Source organism: Clostridium grantii DSM 8605, from assembly GCF_900129965.1.
GTDB lineage: Bacteria > Bacillota > Clostridia > Clostridiales > Clostridiaceae > Clostridium_AF > Clostridium_AF grantii.
Genome location: NZ_FQXM01000002.1, coordinates 447,629 through 462,339, shown reverse-complemented (window position 1 = coordinate 462,339; position 14,711 = coordinate 447,629). Strand labels below are relative to the sequence as shown.

Below are 14,711 nucleotides of genomic sequence, written 5' to 3'. Positions count from 1 at the left end.
TAATTTATCCACCATATCATAAGCTATAACTTCATCTTCCACAGTAAAACCATATAAATCTATGCTATTATTCAATATAGTTTCATCTTGAACTTCTCTATAATGCTTAATTGTTCCTTTAAGTAGATTTATATTACTACGTTTAACTGTGATAGCTAGAAACGAGCTAAAAGAATTTGAATTTATATTATATAAATTAATAGCTTTTATAATACTTAAAATACTATGTTGTACAATATCCTCAAACTCATACCCTGGTATATGATATTTTGATGCCTCACTTATTACCAAAGGCATATATTTATTTATAATAGTTTCAGTAGCCATGCTATCTCCTTGTTTTGCTTTTATAATTAAATCTTTCAAGTTGACACCCCCAATTTATATCTAGTGTAGGCCTGCTACACCGCTAAATTTTATCTATAATTTTCTCTTTTCTAATACACCTTATCTTTGTATTGCAACGCAAAAATACCGTAAAATTCAGTTATGAATAATACGGTATTTTAAAAATTATTAAATTGGATTAGAATCACAAACAACTGTTATGCTCATTATTTAACCTTATCAATCTTTTCAATATATAAACTTATTTCTCCACAAATAGGACACACTGCCACTGTAGGCTTTTCACTAAAACCTTTTTTTGCAATAGTCATATCTGCGAATAACGTAGTAGTATTTATTTTCATTTTGTATCCCTCTACCATCTTTGACTCACAATTCTTACAAACTCTCATGTTGTTCTCTCCCTTCACCTAATAAGAATATTGCTAATTAAATTTATCTACTGTTTTTATCCATAAATATTTATTTTTCAGAAAGGTTATATAAATAAGACCAAAAAAGTATCTCCAGCTTCTCAAAGAACTTCCACACTCAAATTCAATAACATCATTTTCTGAAATATAAAAATCCAATTTATTACTTCTACACCAATCAATATTTAAATAAATTGTATGCTCACCTGGTGCAACTTCAAAACTTTTTATTTCCTCCTGATTAATATCACCTAAATAATTATTATCTAATATTATTTTGTATTTTCGCAAACTATCTGCATATCCCTTTTTTCTTGTAATCTTTATCAAAATATCAACTCCATGATTTGATTATGAAAGAATATTATTCATTAGACACAATATCCCCTATAAAATATTTAGAATGCAATATTGTATATATAGTAACAATAGCAGCATAAATAGCATTACCTATAAAGGGTTGACTACCCTATTTATTTGCTTGAAAAATACTTACACAACAGAGTAAAACTGAATAAATCAACATGCTCCAATAACCCCATTTTGTTTGTATAAAATATTCACAGGCTATTATTATAGCAAATATTACTACACATATTTTTACTAATATTTCTGGAATAAAAGGCACACCAAAATTACTTTCTTCTCTTAAAAACTGCTATTGCCTCTCTGCCATAACCTGATCCTCCATTTGTAGAAAAACAAGATACTAATTCCCACCCTTGTTCTCCCATTTTATTGAGTTCGTCGTCAAAATCTTTTACTTCCAATATACCTCCCTGAAATCCCTTAAGTTGTATTTTAATAGTAGTATATTCCCACTTTTCCAAAATAAAACCCCTCCTATTAATACGTTAGTTTCTATAAAGTAATAAATAAATTATATTAACTTATATGGAAATTATAACATATTTCTCATATTTCTACATCTTTATATTTCTTCATAATACCGTATTATTCAATTTTCAAAGATCATTATTCCTACTTTTAATTGGAATGTGCTATGGATCCATTTCTGCCCTTCATTTTGTGCATCCTATTGAGCACTGGTTGTCCACTGTTCTGATAACAAGATTCAACATTCTTACCTTTTAACCTAAAATGTCGGTATTTATTTTAACATAATCAACCATTTCTTTTAAACACTTTCTACATAATGAAACTTTACCAGTAGTAATTACTCCATTAACCTCACCACATTGCATACATCCAACACTATATTTTTTAAGATAAACTTCTTCCTTTGATATATTAATTTGTGTTTCTTTTTCAACGAAATTAAGTTTCTTTCTTAACTCCTTTGGTATAACTATTCTTCCTAACTCATCTAATCTTCTTACAATTCCTGTTGCTTTCATTTTCCCATCCTCCATTTTCTATTTAATTTCTGTTTTAAATAAATGTTGATTTTTACATTTATTTAAAGCTTTCCATTAGTTAACTGAGGATATGTTTTAAATTGTGGAGTTCATTATAATGAGAATCTACTATTCTTGTTTAGTTTAAATCATGGAGCGTTAAGAAATTTTCTTGTCTGAGCTTGCGAGTTAGAAAATTTTAGCTACATTAGTTAAAATAAATTTAGAATTGTTTTCGATATTATATGAAATCAACAATTTCTTAAAACATAGCCTTTATTTACTTAATAAATTTTTTCAAACTATAATTATATTTAATTCCTTTAAAAACCGTTATATTATCCCCGCACATTTCTAAAATTCTTCTAGCAATAGCTTCATCTAACTCAATCAACATTTGTGGAGTACACTCACTTGACACTAAAACAGGTAATTTATTTAAATATCTATAATTAATAATTGGGTATATATGTTTGATGTCTGAGCTGTTTAATTCTGCAATCAACTTATTGTTTTTCACTTTGCTTTTAAATAAATCATCCATTATCAGCAGCTCCGCTCTGCAATACTTTGATTGAATTTTTATATAATTTTCATCATCCATGGCATTGGCTTTTAAATCTCTAATCACTTCTTCATAAGGCATATAAACCACTTTAATAAATTTCTCTTGCCTATTTAGTAAAGCAGCTCCTATGGCAATTACTAAGTGGCTTTTCCCTGCCCCTGGCTGACCAAATAAGCCAAAACTATTTTCTTTTCCTTTCTTTATTCCATCAAAGTTTTGTATATATTTAATGGCTTTATTTTTAACTTCATAGGTTACATCATCGAAGGGCTTATAATCGTTAACTTTTGCAACCTCTTCTGGTTTAACTCCAAATCTACTCCAGGCATTCTCGATAATTCTTTTTTCATAACATTCACATCTGGTACAAACATTGTTTTCATTTATAATCCAAGTAGTATCCATACACTCTTCACACTTATATTTATCCTCCGAACATTGAGAAATCGTACAAGCTGCTTGCATCCTTTTTATGGTGGCTTGTAGATCCATTTTTTTCTTCCCTTCCTTCTGCTCTCCAATTGTTTAAAACCCCTTGAACATAACTAAGACTTTTTTTATTTCTCATAACTGCAATATCTACAGCACCCTTAAACCACTCAAGAGTAAATTCATTTACCATGTCAGTTATTTTATCTAAAGTGATTTGTGATATAGTCCCAAATCCTGCTTTTTCATAATAATTACAAGCTTCAAGAGAAAAATCAGTAGACCACGTTGAAATCTCTTCTTTTCTTCTTTCTTTTTCTCTTTCTAAATCTTCTTCTTTATCTCTTTCTTCTTTATCTCTTTCTTCTTTATCTCTTTCTTCTTTATCTCTTTCTTCTTTATCTCTTTCTTCTTTATCTCTCTCTTCTTCTACATCATTACGTAACATTACATTTTTGTTACTTAACATTACATCTAATTTAACATCCTTCATCTTAAAATTACTTTTATCAAATCTATTTTCTACACTCTCGCTACATATTTCATCTTTAGGGGTAGGCTTGACTTCTTTCTTCTATTCCCTATGCCTAGCTACTCTTTTTCTATTCTGATCCTTTAACTTTTCTAATTTATCAAGGCTTTGATGTTTACCCCAGTTAGAAATGAATATAAAGTTATTATCAAGTATTTCTATCATCTTAAATTTCTTAAATACATCTAAAGCTAAGCGAATGGTATTAAGAGGTCTGTTAAATATTGCAGCAAGCATCTCATCTGTGAAAGGTATATTTTCATCAAGATAGATATACCCTTCATCATATATTTTACCTGCAAGAACTAAAAGCTTAATCCAAATGGTAAATATTCCATCACTCTCTGGCATTGAATCTATAAGCTTTATTTTTTCATCATCAAAGATTGAAGTTGTTATTTTAATCCACTTTACATCTGCCATTTATTTCACCTTCTTTTGTGAATATATTTTTATTTACATTTTGTAATTCTCATGGTCACATATTCTGTTGTTCCATTTTTTATAGCTGCATAAGTAACTGGATATTTTTCATTTAAAAGTTTACTATCTATTTTATCTTTTTTAATTTCATATCTAGTTACTTTATATAGTCCATTAGAACCCTTTTTACTTTCTCCTAATTCTAAATATATTAATTGTTTTAATTGCTCCTTTTCCTTCTCTAAAGCTTTGATTTGCTCATCTATTACTTTATATCTTTCTAATTTGTTATCACCAATATTAACTTCAATATCCTTATTTAGTGTTTGATTATAAAGTATTTCTTTGGTTTCACATGGTAATCCAACCGGTGCAGGTGGAACTTTTTCAAGTATGTGTTTTTCCCAGAAATCTTGTCCTATTTCAAACAAAACTTTTATAGCCTCTTCATTTCTTGAAATTATTTTCCACTTAACTTCTTTCCCTATTAAATAAACTAATAAAAAATAATTAAGCCCTGTAACCCCCATATACCACTGACATTTATAATAATATTCATTTGGAATTTCATCTCCTTCCCACCTATTTTTTAAAAACTCACTAACTGTTTTAATTTCTAATCCTACAAGCTCATTTTTAGGAATAAATTCACTCTCTTTAGTATCCAAATTTTCATAGTATTTGTAATTATCTTCAAACCTTGCTAACCCATTAATATTTGCTGAAAAGAATTTATACTTCTTATGAATCATCATATAGGGGTACTCAAATATTCTTAATTCAATCTTAGTAGCTTCTTCAAAATCATCTTGTATCCATTCTTTTATCAAAGGCTTCATTCTATTTCCAAAGACAGTATGAATATTCCCTTTAAATTTTTCTGAAAGTCCTAACTTATCATTAAATACTGTTAAAGCCGAACCATATTTACTATATCCAGCAATTTTAGCAATCTCAGAACCCCCAATGCTTTTGCCTCTAATTTTTAACCATTTCGTTCTTTCTTCATCATCCTTCCTAGTATCAAAAATAACTCTTGCACTTTCAAAAATTTCCTTATCTTCTATAAAACCAACCATAATGTGCCTCCTACACTCTTTATATCTACCCACTATTCACTACCCCACCTACCCTATAGACAAACCATACGTAAACTTAAATTATACTTGTACAAAATCTCTACGTTTTGAGGAGTTTTGGACACGTATAATTTAATAGTTGAAGTGGTTTGTCTATAGTTTTAAAAACTTGAAATTGCATAAAATAAATTAACTTATTTTATCGGTTGCATCAAACGCAACTTTTTCATTAAAAAAAATCTTCATTATTTCTTCACTAGATAAATTCAAAATTTTCGCTATATTACTAACTTCATTAATTGTAAATGGCACTACTCCGTTTTCTCTTTTAGAATAAGATGTTTCTCCTAAAAGAGCTAATTGAGCTAACTTTTTTTGTGAATATCCGCCACGTATTCTAGCTGCCTTTAATTCATTTGGAACTAACATTCTTTCGCCTCCTTTAGTTGCTTCAAAAACAACTTATAAGTCTATTATAGGCTTTTGATGCAACTTGTCAATAGTTTATTAAAAAAAAGTTTCTTGTTGAACAACATTTATTTATTTTAACGCAACTGAAGATATAATATAAATTGAGGTGATTTTAATGGCTACATTCAGTGAACGATTAAAAGAATTACGAAAAGAAGCTCGTTTAACTCAAGATGAACTAGCTAAAATTTTCTTTTTAAACAAAAGTTCCATATCTAGATATGAAAAAAATAAGCAAATTCCTGAAATGGAAACATTACAAAAAATAGCAGAGCACTTTAACGTTTCCATTGATTACCTCCTAGGCAATCATGATTTAAAAAATTACAATGAGCAAACTTCCGTCAAACCTGATTTACAACCAAGTACAACCAATGATTTGTTAACTCCTAAAGACAAAAAAGAAATCTCAGAATATTTAGAAGAAGTTAAGAAAAATCTAGAAACATCAGAAGGCTTAATGTTTGATGGTAATCCAGCCACACCAGAAGCTATTCAATCAATCATTGATGCTATGGAAATGGGAATGGCTATAGCCAAAAAGAGAAATAAAGAAAAATACACTCCTAAGAAATATAAGAAAAATAATGAATAAAGGTAGGTTTTTCAAATGGAAACAATGTTAAATAAAATACTAGAAAAACTCACTTCTATGGAAAAAACACAAAACTCAATGATTGATGAAATTATATCTTTAAAAGAAACTCAAACATCCATGGATGAAAAAGTATCAAGAATAGAATTAAAAGTAGATAAGAATACCTTAATACTAGAATACTAGAAAAATTAGATATTAATATAAATACAGTTGCAGAAGTTCAAACCTCATTTTCTGAACAACTTGATAGAGCTAAAGATAAAGAAGGAAAGACCATCGGAGAAAGACTTGAAATTATAGAGCTTGCTGTTACTGATACTTCTAAAAAAGTTGATGCTATTGCAAAAGATTTGAATTTTGTAGAAGTGGCTACTGGTAAAAATATATCTGATATTGCCTATCTTAAAGCTATTAAATAGTTAGATGCACTGTAAAAATTTTATACAAGGTTTATGCAAATAGGGTAGATTTACCCCCTACAGGATTACAAATTAGCGTGATAATCGTAAAAAAACTAATTTGGGGGTGTTCTTTTGACTTCAAAAGAAACTATAAAAAAATCGGTAAAAAAATTGATCAAAAAATACGGTACCAATGATCCATTTGAACTAGCAGAATATTTACATATAATTGTTATCAAATGTCCAATGGTACAAACAAACGGTTTTTATCAATATTTCAAAAAAAATAAAATCATTTATATTAACGATTCTATTGATGAATATGCTCAAATTACTACCTGTGCACATGAATTAGGACATGCCCTGCATCATACTAAACTAAATGCTGTTTTTATCAATAGTAATACTAATTTTGTTTCAGAAAAATTTGAAAATGAAGCTAACTTATTTGCTGCAGAACTACTTCTTGCATATATTTGTGAGGAAAATTGTTATGAATTAACCTTAGATCAAATTGCTGCTACATATAGCATTGATAAAAAGTTTGTTGAACTCAAGTTCAGAAATGAATTTGGGTAAATTTTATACTCTTTGCAGAAATATTTTACATATTGTGCATTTGTTGTATTTTGTCGAAAAATAAAAAAGATAAGAAAAATTAATTCAATTAAAAGTATAAAATATTAATTGAGGTGAGTAAAATGAAGGCCGCAATATACAGCAGAAAATCCCTATTCACGGGAAAAGGTGAATCTATTGAGAACCAGATAGAACTATGTAAAGAATATGGAGAAAGACTTAATATTGACGAATATTTCATATATGAAGATGAAGGTTTTTCAGGCGGCGATACTAAAAGACCGCAATTCCAACAACTTTTAAAAGATGCTAAAGAAAATAAATTTGATTTCTTGATTTGTTATAGACTTGATAGAATCAGCAGAAATGTTGCAGACTTCTCCTCAACTCTTGAATTACTGCAGGAGAATAACATAAGCTTTGTGTCTATTAGAGAGCAGTTTGATACAAGTTCTCCTATGGGTAGGGCTATGGTCTATATTGCCAGTGTGTTTGCTCAATTAGAGCGTGAGACCATTGCTGAGCGTGTTAAGGATAATATGTTGCAACTGGCTAAAACCGGACGTTGGCTGGGAGGGCAAGAACCTTACGGCTTTAAAGCTGAAAGAATCACCTATATTGATGCAGAATTAAAAGAAAGATCATTAATGAAATTAACTCCTATTAAAGAAGAATTGGAAGTTGTAAAACTGATATTTTCTAAGTATTTAGAACTACAATCTTTAAGCCAAGTTGTTAAATATCTATACTTAGCCAATATTAAAGGTAAAAATGGCGGTGATTGGGCCACTATACAAGTTAAAAGGTTATTATCAAATCCTCTTTATGTGAAATCAAATTCTGACGTTGAAAACTATCTAAAAGATTTAGGTATTAACGTTTTTGGAAATGCTAATGGTAATGGCTACCTAACTTATAATAAAACCAAAAAAATTACCATTGAAAGAAATATGTCTGAATGGATAGCCGCTGTGGCAAAACATAAAGGTGTTATAGATTCGAAAGAATGGTTAGAAGTTCAATCTACCCAAGATAAGAATAAAGATAAAAAACTACCACGCTTAGGAACTGGAAACACAACTTCACTTCTTACTGGAATTCTTAAATGTAAAGTATGTGGTGCTAATATGAAAATTAAACTTGGTCATAAATCCAGAACTGAAGAAGGCGTAAGATATAATTACTATGTTTGTTCTTCAAAAGATACTAATTATAAAAACAAATGTGATAATCACAATATCCGTGTGGATAGATTAGATACTCTTGTACTTCAAGAACTAAAAGCATACAATAAAGCACTTTTAATTGATGAATTAGCTGCGGCTATTACAAAAGAAGCCTCAAATACTTCTCAACTTGATGCAATTCAAAATTTGAAAGAAAATATTGCTGAAAAAGAAAAAGCTATAAGTAATCTTGTAAAACAATTATCCCTTAACAATAATCAACAGGTTGCAAAGTATATCTTTTCAGAAATGGGAAAGTTAAATAACGAAGTCAATAAATTAAAAGATAAGCTTGATTTAGTTGAAAAAAATAATTCTTCACATAATGAGCAAATTGACAATACAGAAATTCTTTTAGATACTTTGAAAAAATTCAATAATGAATATGATACCTTAACTGATATAAAACAACAAAGAAACCTTATTCAAACAATAGTAGAAAAAATCACTTGGGATGGTAACAAAAACACGTTTAAAATACACTTATTCACCGGGGATAAAAAAAAATGATCCCCTTCTCGCCTATTCCTTCCAAATTGTGGCACTTTCGTAACACAAGGTCAATATTCTGTCCCAGAATCTATACAATCTATAATTTCATATTTCATTACTTACCTCCTGTAGCACTCTAGTATTAAGATATTTTATAAAAGCAACTTTTGTTACACCAAAAAAATAATTTAAGCCTAAAGCTACCTAAACTTTAGGCCATTTTACTACAATTGATATTTCTCCATGAAGGCTTTGTTGTAACACATATGAAATAATACATTACTTTTCCTATTTATATTATTTCGTTGACCCTCATACCCGGAAAATTTACACCTCAAAGATTTTTGCAATATTTTTAGGTTGAGCTTGCTATAGACATACCACTTCAACTATAAATTTATTCAAGTCCAAAACTCACAAATACCTGAGATTTTTCACATGAATAAATTAAGTTTAGGTATGGTTTGTCTATATCTACTAGACAAATCCTTCAATAATTTTGCTAGAGATTAAGATTTTACTATTCTTTTATTCCTTCAGTAATAATTTGCTCTTCAGATGTTTCTATATTAATTCTTTTAATTGATAAATCAGGTAAATAGTAGTACAGATAATCGCCTGCATATATAAATTTTTCTACCCCATCACCGATTTTTATAGGTTGTGTCTTAAAATTCTTATCAACCTTATATATATTCTCGCCTGAAACAAATAGTATTTCATCAAAATCTGTCATAGTGAAATAAGTAACATTATCATAAAGTTTTTCATTTAACGTTCCCTCTAAAGACATTCTATTTAATGAGCTATAATCCTGGTCTATATAATATACATTTTCCTCATCCGATAAAATATTTGTAGGAACTACATTACTTAATAATTTCTCTTCCCTACCAATTTCTTTCTTAAATAATCCATTATTTTGCGTGTAGGTATAAAATAAACAACCACTACCTAACCAGGTTTCAACAAAATAATTAAATTCCGTAGAATCTTCTTGAAGCTTATCTATTGACATTGAGATTTCACTTTTTATCTCCCCATTATCTGGATCATAATATGCAATATGCCATCTGTTTTCACAATAATCATACAGGCGATCGTATTGATACAAGTTGGTATATTTAAAATAAACTTTATCTCTGAATACAGAAAAATCAAAATCTTTTTTTGAATAACGTATAATTGGATCTCCATGCCCAGAATTATACTTATCTCCAAGAAAACTACCAATAGATTTTAAAGAAGTTATTACTTCGGCTTGTTTACTACCATCAGATAGAATTCTATAAAAATAATACTCATTTTCCTTGACAGAAATGAAATATATATATTTATCTAGTACAGCAATTTCTGAGTCTTTTTCTAAAATATCTGTTAGAAGTATTTTTTCTGAACCATCGTACATACTTCTATATAATTTACCATTTTGATTATAGTAAATATATTTTTGAGATAAAAGTATTTCCTTACCTGCATGAAGATTTTTTCTATTAGTTTCAATAAAGTTTAAATTTTGCAATAAAGATCCTTTCTCAACTGTAACATGACAAACCATATCAATGTTACCATCTTCGGTAGTAGCTGTAATGGATGCAGTCCCTAAATTTCTTCCAACAACAACCCCTTCACTATCCACCTCAGCGATGTTTACATCATCTGATTTCCATATAATATTCTTATTATCTGCATTATTTGGAATTATAATTACATTTAACTTATATTCTTTTCCGGTATATACCAATAATTCCACATCACTAATCGTTGCATTTTCAACTAGTATAGGTTCTTTTATAGGTTCTTTTTCTGTACTTGTATCAGTATTACTCTTATTGTTGTTATTACTATTAGTTGTAGTTAAAACTTCTTTATCCACACTTACTGCTTCATCTAGAGAGCTATCATTTACATAACCAATAATTGTTCCTATAAAAATAACCCCAATAAGTATACAGCCACCTATTATAATTTTCTTTTTCTTGTTCTTATCACCAAACTTCTTAAGATGCTTTAAAGCAATTGCCAAAAAGTTATTATTTGTATTCTTAATATTTTTTCTATTTTCATTTATTTTTGAAGTGACTTTACTAGGATTCTTACTATTACCTTCTACTTCCCCCCCTTCATTTAATATTCTCCTTATAATAGTTGATAATTCAACTATTTTACTTTTAATTGGATTTGCTAAAGCCTCAATCCATTGTGACGCACTTAGAAAGTACTCAATTTTCTTACAAGGAACAACGTCTTCAATTTTAAAAGGTACAATGATTTTATTATAATTCAGTGCTCTTTCTAATTCATTGGTAACATGTCTCGATTTATTTGCGTTATCAGAGAAAATCAACACCATAATCCTACATTTTTCTATTGCTTCAACTATTGCTTCCCCATAATTTGTTCCTGGTAAAATATCCCTAGGTGCAATCCAACATTTAACATTGTCCAGTTCAAGTGTAGAACACACCGTTTCTGCAATTTTCTTATCTTTTGTTGAGTACGAGATAAAAACATCATAATCCATACTTCTTTCCTCCATAATTAAAATATTTTTTCTAGCATTTCAATCACTCTCTTTTATTCTTTTAATTTATAATACTCAATATTTTTATAGAGCCTAGACTCAAGAGCATCGTAATAATACTTGCTTTTTCTAAAAGCATTCCTTGTAATCAACATTTCTGATTCTTCTGCTAACTCTTCACCTAACTTACTAGCAAAGTTAACCTGTTCACCAAAAATATCTTCATTATCATTGTTAAGAATAAATCCGTAGCCTATACCAATTTTAACCTTTGTTTTGATATTACTGTGTTTCACTTCTTCAATAAGTATTTGTCCAAAATCAATACTATAATCAACTTCATCAAAAATCAGCATGAAACTATCCCCAATTTGTTTTATTATTACAGCGCTATATTCAGACTGCATAGATTTAATAAGTTTCTTTATCAAAAGTACAGATTGTAAACTCTTTATAATGCCATCACGAGTGGTATTATTGGTAAATTCAGTACAATCAATTAAAAGGATTGCTTTTTCTTCACCATACCTTTTATTAATTTCTGTTTCAGAACAATTCATTAGATCAAATTCAAAGTTATTAAAATTATCCATATAGTCCTCCTATCTAGCGCAATTTAGCTAATTTTCTTTTCATTAATTATACTCTCTATTGATTATCTTTTTATTTTTCTACTTTTCGTATCTCATATCCTAGTTTGGTAATAAGTTTCAATGTATTCATAGCTAATACCCTGTCATACTCTTTTTCGGATTCCGGCAACTGATCATAGGGAACTAAACATGGATGTTGTTTAATTTCGTCATTTCTTTTCTCTCCATACACCCACCCATCTTTTATCCTTGTTTCAGCCCAAACTTCATGAGCATTTCTAGATAATATTTCTTGTAATTCTTTAAGTTCTTTTGATAATTGAATTTTAGATGTGTCAATAGTTTTGGGTTTGTAAGTCATTTTAATCCTCCATATTTATAGGTATTAATTTAATTTATCTCTATTGTATTCAATATATTTAACTTTGGTTGTTATCAAATTTGTATTCTAGAATTATATCTTTGTATATATTAGTGCTCTCATCTGTATTTGCTTTGTTTTTTCTCTGAGTTATCAATGTTTGAAGTAAATAATATAAGTTAAAATACTTTTGTTTATCACTTAGCTCTTTCCAGTGTTTGAGATTAGGATTTTTATTATATATTTCACTTTGTTCCTTTGAATAAATATATTGCTGTAATTTTCTTTCTATATACCATCTTTCATGTTCAGTAATTGACAGGTGGTTAAAGAATCCTTCAATTTTCTTTAAGTTGTTTTCCAATTCAAACTCTGTATATGTCTTTGTTCTCTCAATTAAAAGTTTATCAATAACATCGATAATAAATTCGTTATGCAATACTCCTACTACATTTGAATCTCTAAATATTTCAGATAAATTACTAAAGTTTTTAACTTCATTATCTTTAAAAGCTTTACCATATGCCTTATGCATATCCTTACTTTTAGGTCCATAGTCTTCATAAAATTCATCAATTTTCATCATCAAATCAGTTACACTACTTATGTGTATAATAGGATTAAAGAAATTATATTCAAAACTTTTTTCACCTACATAATATTGTTCTAGCAAACTCTTTATATATGTTTGCAATATACTATATTCAATATCATTTCCCTTGGTTAATATCATATATTCATGAATTTTATTCTGTAGGTCGTATTGAAAAACCTTTTGCAATATTGACTGAATTTCTTTCTCATCAATGGAACTAATGAAAAATAAATTGATTGTATTTTCTATTCTACTGAGTTCTTCAGCACTTTTCACCTCTAGTTCTACCAGTTCATATAACTCATTTGGTAGTATATCATGGGGAGTTAGTCCACCAAATCTTGAATGATCCATATAATACATCTTCATAGGTTCATTATTATTGTAAACACAGTTTTTTGCTATTTCTATAAAGGTTCTATCTAGTAAATCTCCTGTACCTGATACAACAATATTAATTTGCTTTAATTGTTTTTCTAACTCATCTAAAGATGTTATTCTATCAATTTTCAAAGAATTTACAACGGAGACCTTAGATAACATCTGCCTTATAGCAATATCATAGGGATTTATAAAATATGTGACAAAATTATCTGACCTATCATTAAAGATTTTATCAATTGAATAATAGTTTCTTTCTTGGTCCTTTAAATATTGTATGTAGCACACTGTTTTATTTGATTTTTTCTTTCTATAAATTTCCAAATTTTGCCTAGTATCATTATCATTATCATTATCATTAAGAATTTTAAGATAATCTTTAATTAATTGTTCATTTGTTTTATCTCCCCAATTTTCACTATTTTCAGTCTTATAATCAATATTTCCACTATCTGAATGTCTTATACTGAATTTTTCTTTCAATTTATAGATCAGTTCATTATTCAATTTCATTTCTTCATATATATTTTTTGCTAATTTCACATTATCTTCAGTATTATTGCATAGAAGATAAACTACTTTTGCATTCTTAACATTGCAAGTTTTTAATCCTACTTTAATGTCATTCTCCACATCAACAGAGATAATAGGTATTTCACTCTCTCTTTTATCAATTGCTCTCTCATAATCTGATGTATATCCAATAACAACCTTTCTATTACCTTTAATTAAATTTTCAGCTAAATCTACAATATATCCTTCAGCTTTATCAGCTATTATAAGAACATCTCTGTAGAATATCTTTATCTTCAGATTACGAAGTTTTTCTTTTAATACAAGAGCCACAATGGTACCAAAAGATACGAATACAGCTAAAAATCTAGCTACATTTAGAACTGCTGGAATTTTATTATTATTAAACCCCTCATCAAATCCACCAGTAAAAAGCTGAATTGACTTATAAACAGCGTCAAAATAGCTTGCATTTCTTTCAAAAATCAGATTAGAATACCCTATAATCCCTAGCGCTATTGCAAGAAAAGCAATTGCCATCAAAAATTTTCTTTCCATTGCCTGTCGTTTAATAAGAAGAAGTGCTAATAAACTAATAAAAATTAATATTGCTATCAATGATCCCGTTGTAAACATAACCCTTTTGACGGTTAAATAATTCATAGCCCTCCACTTATTTGACTCCAAAACAAAAAATATTATCATACCTGTTACAACTGCTATCCACATAAGAAAAGATATAATACTATATGTTTTTAGTTTTTTATACCAATGAGTAATATTTCTATTACTGTCTTTTCCCCTCATTAATTCCACTCCTAACGTAG

The 14,711-nt window shown here is 28.6% G+C and carries 18 protein-coding genes; 4 read left to right on the top strand and 14 right to left on the bottom strand.

Annotated features, from left to right (window positions below; translation table 11 throughout):
• The 10 genes from BUB83_RS02065 to BUB83_RS02020 all read right to left on the bottom strand — a co-directional run.
• A partial coding sequence (locus tag BUB83_RS02065) for a sigma factor (RefSeq protein ID WP_073336487.1) occupies positions 1–366 on the bottom strand: 366 nt, incomplete at its 3' end.
• Between the two features lie 188 nt (positions 367–554).
• A complete protein-coding gene (locus tag BUB83_RS02060) occupies positions 555–740 on the bottom strand; it encodes a hypothetical protein (protein ID WP_073336484.1) in 186 nt (61 codons plus the stop codon).
• Between the two features lie 33 nt (positions 741–773).
• Positions 774–1,091: a hypothetical protein gene (locus BUB83_RS02055; protein WP_073336482.1), complete on the bottom strand. Its 318-nt coding sequence runs from the start codon at positions 1,089–1,091 to the stop codon at positions 774–776.
• A 305-nt stretch (positions 1,092–1,396) separates the two neighbouring features.
• Positions 1,397–1,591 (bottom strand): DUF4177 domain-containing protein, encoded by a 195-nt coding sequence (locus BUB83_RS02050; RefSeq protein WP_073336480.1) that lies wholly within the window; start codon positions 1,589–1,591, stop codon positions 1,397–1,399.
• A 261-nt stretch (positions 1,592–1,852) separates the two neighbouring features.
• A complete protein-coding gene (locus tag BUB83_RS02045; protein ID WP_073336478.1) occupies positions 1,853–2,119 on the bottom strand; it encodes an AbrB/MazE/SpoVT family DNA-binding domain-containing protein in 267 nt (88 codons plus the stop codon).
• A gap of 280 nt (positions 2,120–2,399) precedes the next feature.
• Complete coding sequence (locus BUB83_RS02040) at positions 2,400–3,179, bottom strand: DnaA ATPase domain-containing protein (RefSeq protein ID WP_084133350.1); 780 nt, start codon at positions 3,177–3,179, stop codon at positions 2,400–2,402.
• On the bottom strand, positions 3,112–3,609 hold the full coding sequence (locus BUB83_RS02035; protein WP_073336474.1) for a DnaD domain-containing protein: 498 nt from the start codon (positions 3,607–3,609) through the stop codon (positions 3,112–3,114). Before BUB83_RS02035 ends, BUB83_RS02040 begins: the two co-directional genes overlap by 68 nt.
• Before the next feature lie 81 nt (positions 3,610–3,690).
• Positions 3,691–4,071, bottom strand: coding sequence for a phage replisome organizer N-terminal domain-containing protein (locus tag BUB83_RS02030; RefSeq protein WP_073336472.1), 381 nt, complete (start codon positions 4,069–4,071; stop codon positions 3,691–3,693).
• A gap of 29 nt (positions 4,072–4,100) precedes the next feature.
• On the bottom strand, positions 4,101–5,150 hold the full coding sequence (locus BUB83_RS02025) for a YqaJ viral recombinase family nuclease (RefSeq protein WP_073336470.1): 1,050 nt from the start codon (positions 5,148–5,150) through the stop codon (positions 4,101–4,103).
• Between the two features lie 189 nt (positions 5,151–5,339).
• Positions 5,340–5,579 carry a helix-turn-helix transcriptional regulator gene (locus BUB83_RS02020; RefSeq protein ID WP_073336468.1) on the bottom strand — a complete coding sequence of 80 codons (240 nt, stop codon included), beginning with the start codon at positions 5,577–5,579 and terminating at the stop codon, positions 5,340–5,342.
• Positions 5,580–5,736: 157 nt separating this feature from the next.
• Here BUB83_RS02020 and BUB83_RS02015 point away from each other — a divergent pair, with 157 nt between their 5' ends.
• The 4 genes from BUB83_RS02015 to BUB83_RS02005 all read left to right on the top strand — a co-directional run bounded on the left by BUB83_RS02015 (position 5,737) and on the right by BUB83_RS02005 (position 8,935).
• Positions 5,737–6,216, top strand: a complete 480-nt coding sequence (locus BUB83_RS02015; protein WP_073336466.1) for a helix-turn-helix domain-containing protein — start codon at positions 5,737–5,739, stop codon at positions 6,214–6,216.
• 15 nt (positions 6,217–6,231) lie between these two features.
• Positions 6,232–6,402, top strand: coding sequence for a hypothetical protein (locus tag BUB83_RS21800; RefSeq protein WP_207649319.1), 171 nt, complete (start codon positions 6,232–6,234; stop codon positions 6,400–6,402).
• A gap of 350 nt (positions 6,403–6,752) precedes the next feature.
• Positions 6,753–7,199 carry an ImmA/IrrE family metallo-endopeptidase gene (locus BUB83_RS02010; RefSeq protein WP_073336464.1) on the top strand — a complete coding sequence of 149 codons (447 nt, stop codon included), beginning with the start codon at positions 6,753–6,755 and terminating at the stop codon, positions 7,197–7,199.
• Between the two features lie 122 nt (positions 7,200–7,321).
• On the top strand, positions 7,322–8,935 hold the full coding sequence (locus BUB83_RS02005) for a recombinase family protein (protein WP_073336462.1): 1,614 nt from the start codon (positions 7,322–7,324) through the stop codon (positions 8,933–8,935).
• Between the two features lie 502 nt (positions 8,936–9,437).
• On the opposite strand, the gene BUB83_RS02000 is transcribed toward BUB83_RS02005, so the two are convergent.
• The 4 genes from BUB83_RS02000 to BUB83_RS01985 all read right to left on the bottom strand — a co-directional run bounded on the left by BUB83_RS02000 (position 9,438) and on the right by BUB83_RS01985 (position 14,691).
• Entirely contained in the window at positions 9,438–11,441 is a 2,004-nt protein-coding gene (locus BUB83_RS02000) for a TIR domain-containing protein (RefSeq protein WP_073336460.1), read from the bottom strand.
• 53 nt (positions 11,442–11,494) lie between these two features.
• Positions 11,495–12,034 carry an adenylate/guanylate cyclase domain-containing protein gene (locus BUB83_RS01995; protein ID WP_073336458.1) on the bottom strand — a complete coding sequence of 180 codons (540 nt, stop codon included), beginning with the start codon at positions 12,032–12,034 and terminating at the stop codon, positions 11,495–11,497.
• Between the two features lie 70 nt (positions 12,035–12,104).
• The gene (locus tag BUB83_RS01990; protein WP_073336456.1) at positions 12,105–12,395 is read right to left on the bottom strand and encodes a RyR domain-containing protein; all 291 of its coding nucleotides are present in this window, start codon (positions 12,393–12,395) and stop codon (positions 12,105–12,107) included.
• 58 nt (positions 12,396–12,453) lie between these two features.
• The gene (locus BUB83_RS01985; RefSeq protein WP_073336454.1) at positions 12,454–14,691 is read right to left on the bottom strand and encodes a hypothetical protein; all 2,238 of its coding nucleotides are present in this window, start codon (positions 14,689–14,691) and stop codon (positions 12,454–12,456) included.
• Between the last annotated feature and the right edge of the window lie 20 nt (positions 14,692–14,711).

Bases quoted from the DNA above. Each gene is read 5' to 3' on its own strand.
- BUB83_RS02030 (WP_073336472.1), bottom strand. From the start codon at position 4,071: ATGGCAGATGTAAAGTGGATTAAAATAACAACTTCAATCTTTGATGAT.
- BUB83_RS01995 (WP_073336458.1), bottom strand. From the start codon at position 12,034: ATGGATAATTTTAATAACTTTGAATTTGATCTAATGAATTGTTCTGAA.
- BUB83_RS02040 (WP_084133350.1), bottom strand. From the start codon at position 3,179: ATGGATCTACAAGCCACCATAAAAAGGATGCAAGCAGCTTGTACGATT.
- BUB83_RS02045 (WP_073336478.1), bottom strand. From the start codon at position 2,119: ATGAAAGCAACAGGAATTGTAAGAAGATTAGATGAGTTAGGAAGAATA.
- BUB83_RS21800 (WP_207649319.1), top strand. From the start codon at position 6,232: ATGGAAACAATGTTAAATAAAATACTAGAAAAACTCACTTCTATGGAA.
- BUB83_RS02025 (WP_073336470.1), bottom strand. From the start codon at position 5,150: ATGGTTGGTTTTATAGAAGATAAGGAAATTTTTGAAAGTGCAAGAGTT.
- BUB83_RS02000 (WP_073336460.1), bottom strand. From the start codon at position 11,441: ATGGATTATGATGTTTTTATCTCGTACTCAACAAAAGATAAGAAAATT.
- BUB83_RS02015 (WP_073336466.1), top strand. From the start codon at position 5,737: ATGGCTACATTCAGTGAACGATTAAAAGAATTACGAAAAGAAGCTCGT.
- BUB83_RS01990 (WP_073336456.1), bottom strand. From the start codon at position 12,395: ATGACTTACAAACCCAAAACTATTGACACATCTAAAATTCAATTATCA.
- BUB83_RS02035 (WP_073336474.1), bottom strand. From the start codon at position 3,609: ATGAAGGATGTTAAATTAGATGTAATGTTAAGTAACAAAAATGTAATG.
- BUB83_RS02020 (WP_073336468.1), bottom strand. From the start codon at position 5,579: ATGTTAGTTCCAAATGAATTAAAGGCAGCTAGAATACGTGGCGGATAT.
- BUB83_RS02005 (WP_073336462.1), top strand. From the start codon at position 7,322: ATGAAGGCCGCAATATACAGCAGAAAATCCCTATTCACGGGAAAAGGT.
- BUB83_RS01985 (WP_073336454.1), bottom strand. From the start codon at position 14,691: ATGAGGGGAAAAGACAGTAATAGAAATATTACTCATTGGTATAAAAAA.
- BUB83_RS02060 (WP_073336484.1), bottom strand. From the start codon at position 740: ATGAGAGTTTGTAAGAATTGTGAGTCAAAGATGGTAGAGGGATACAAA.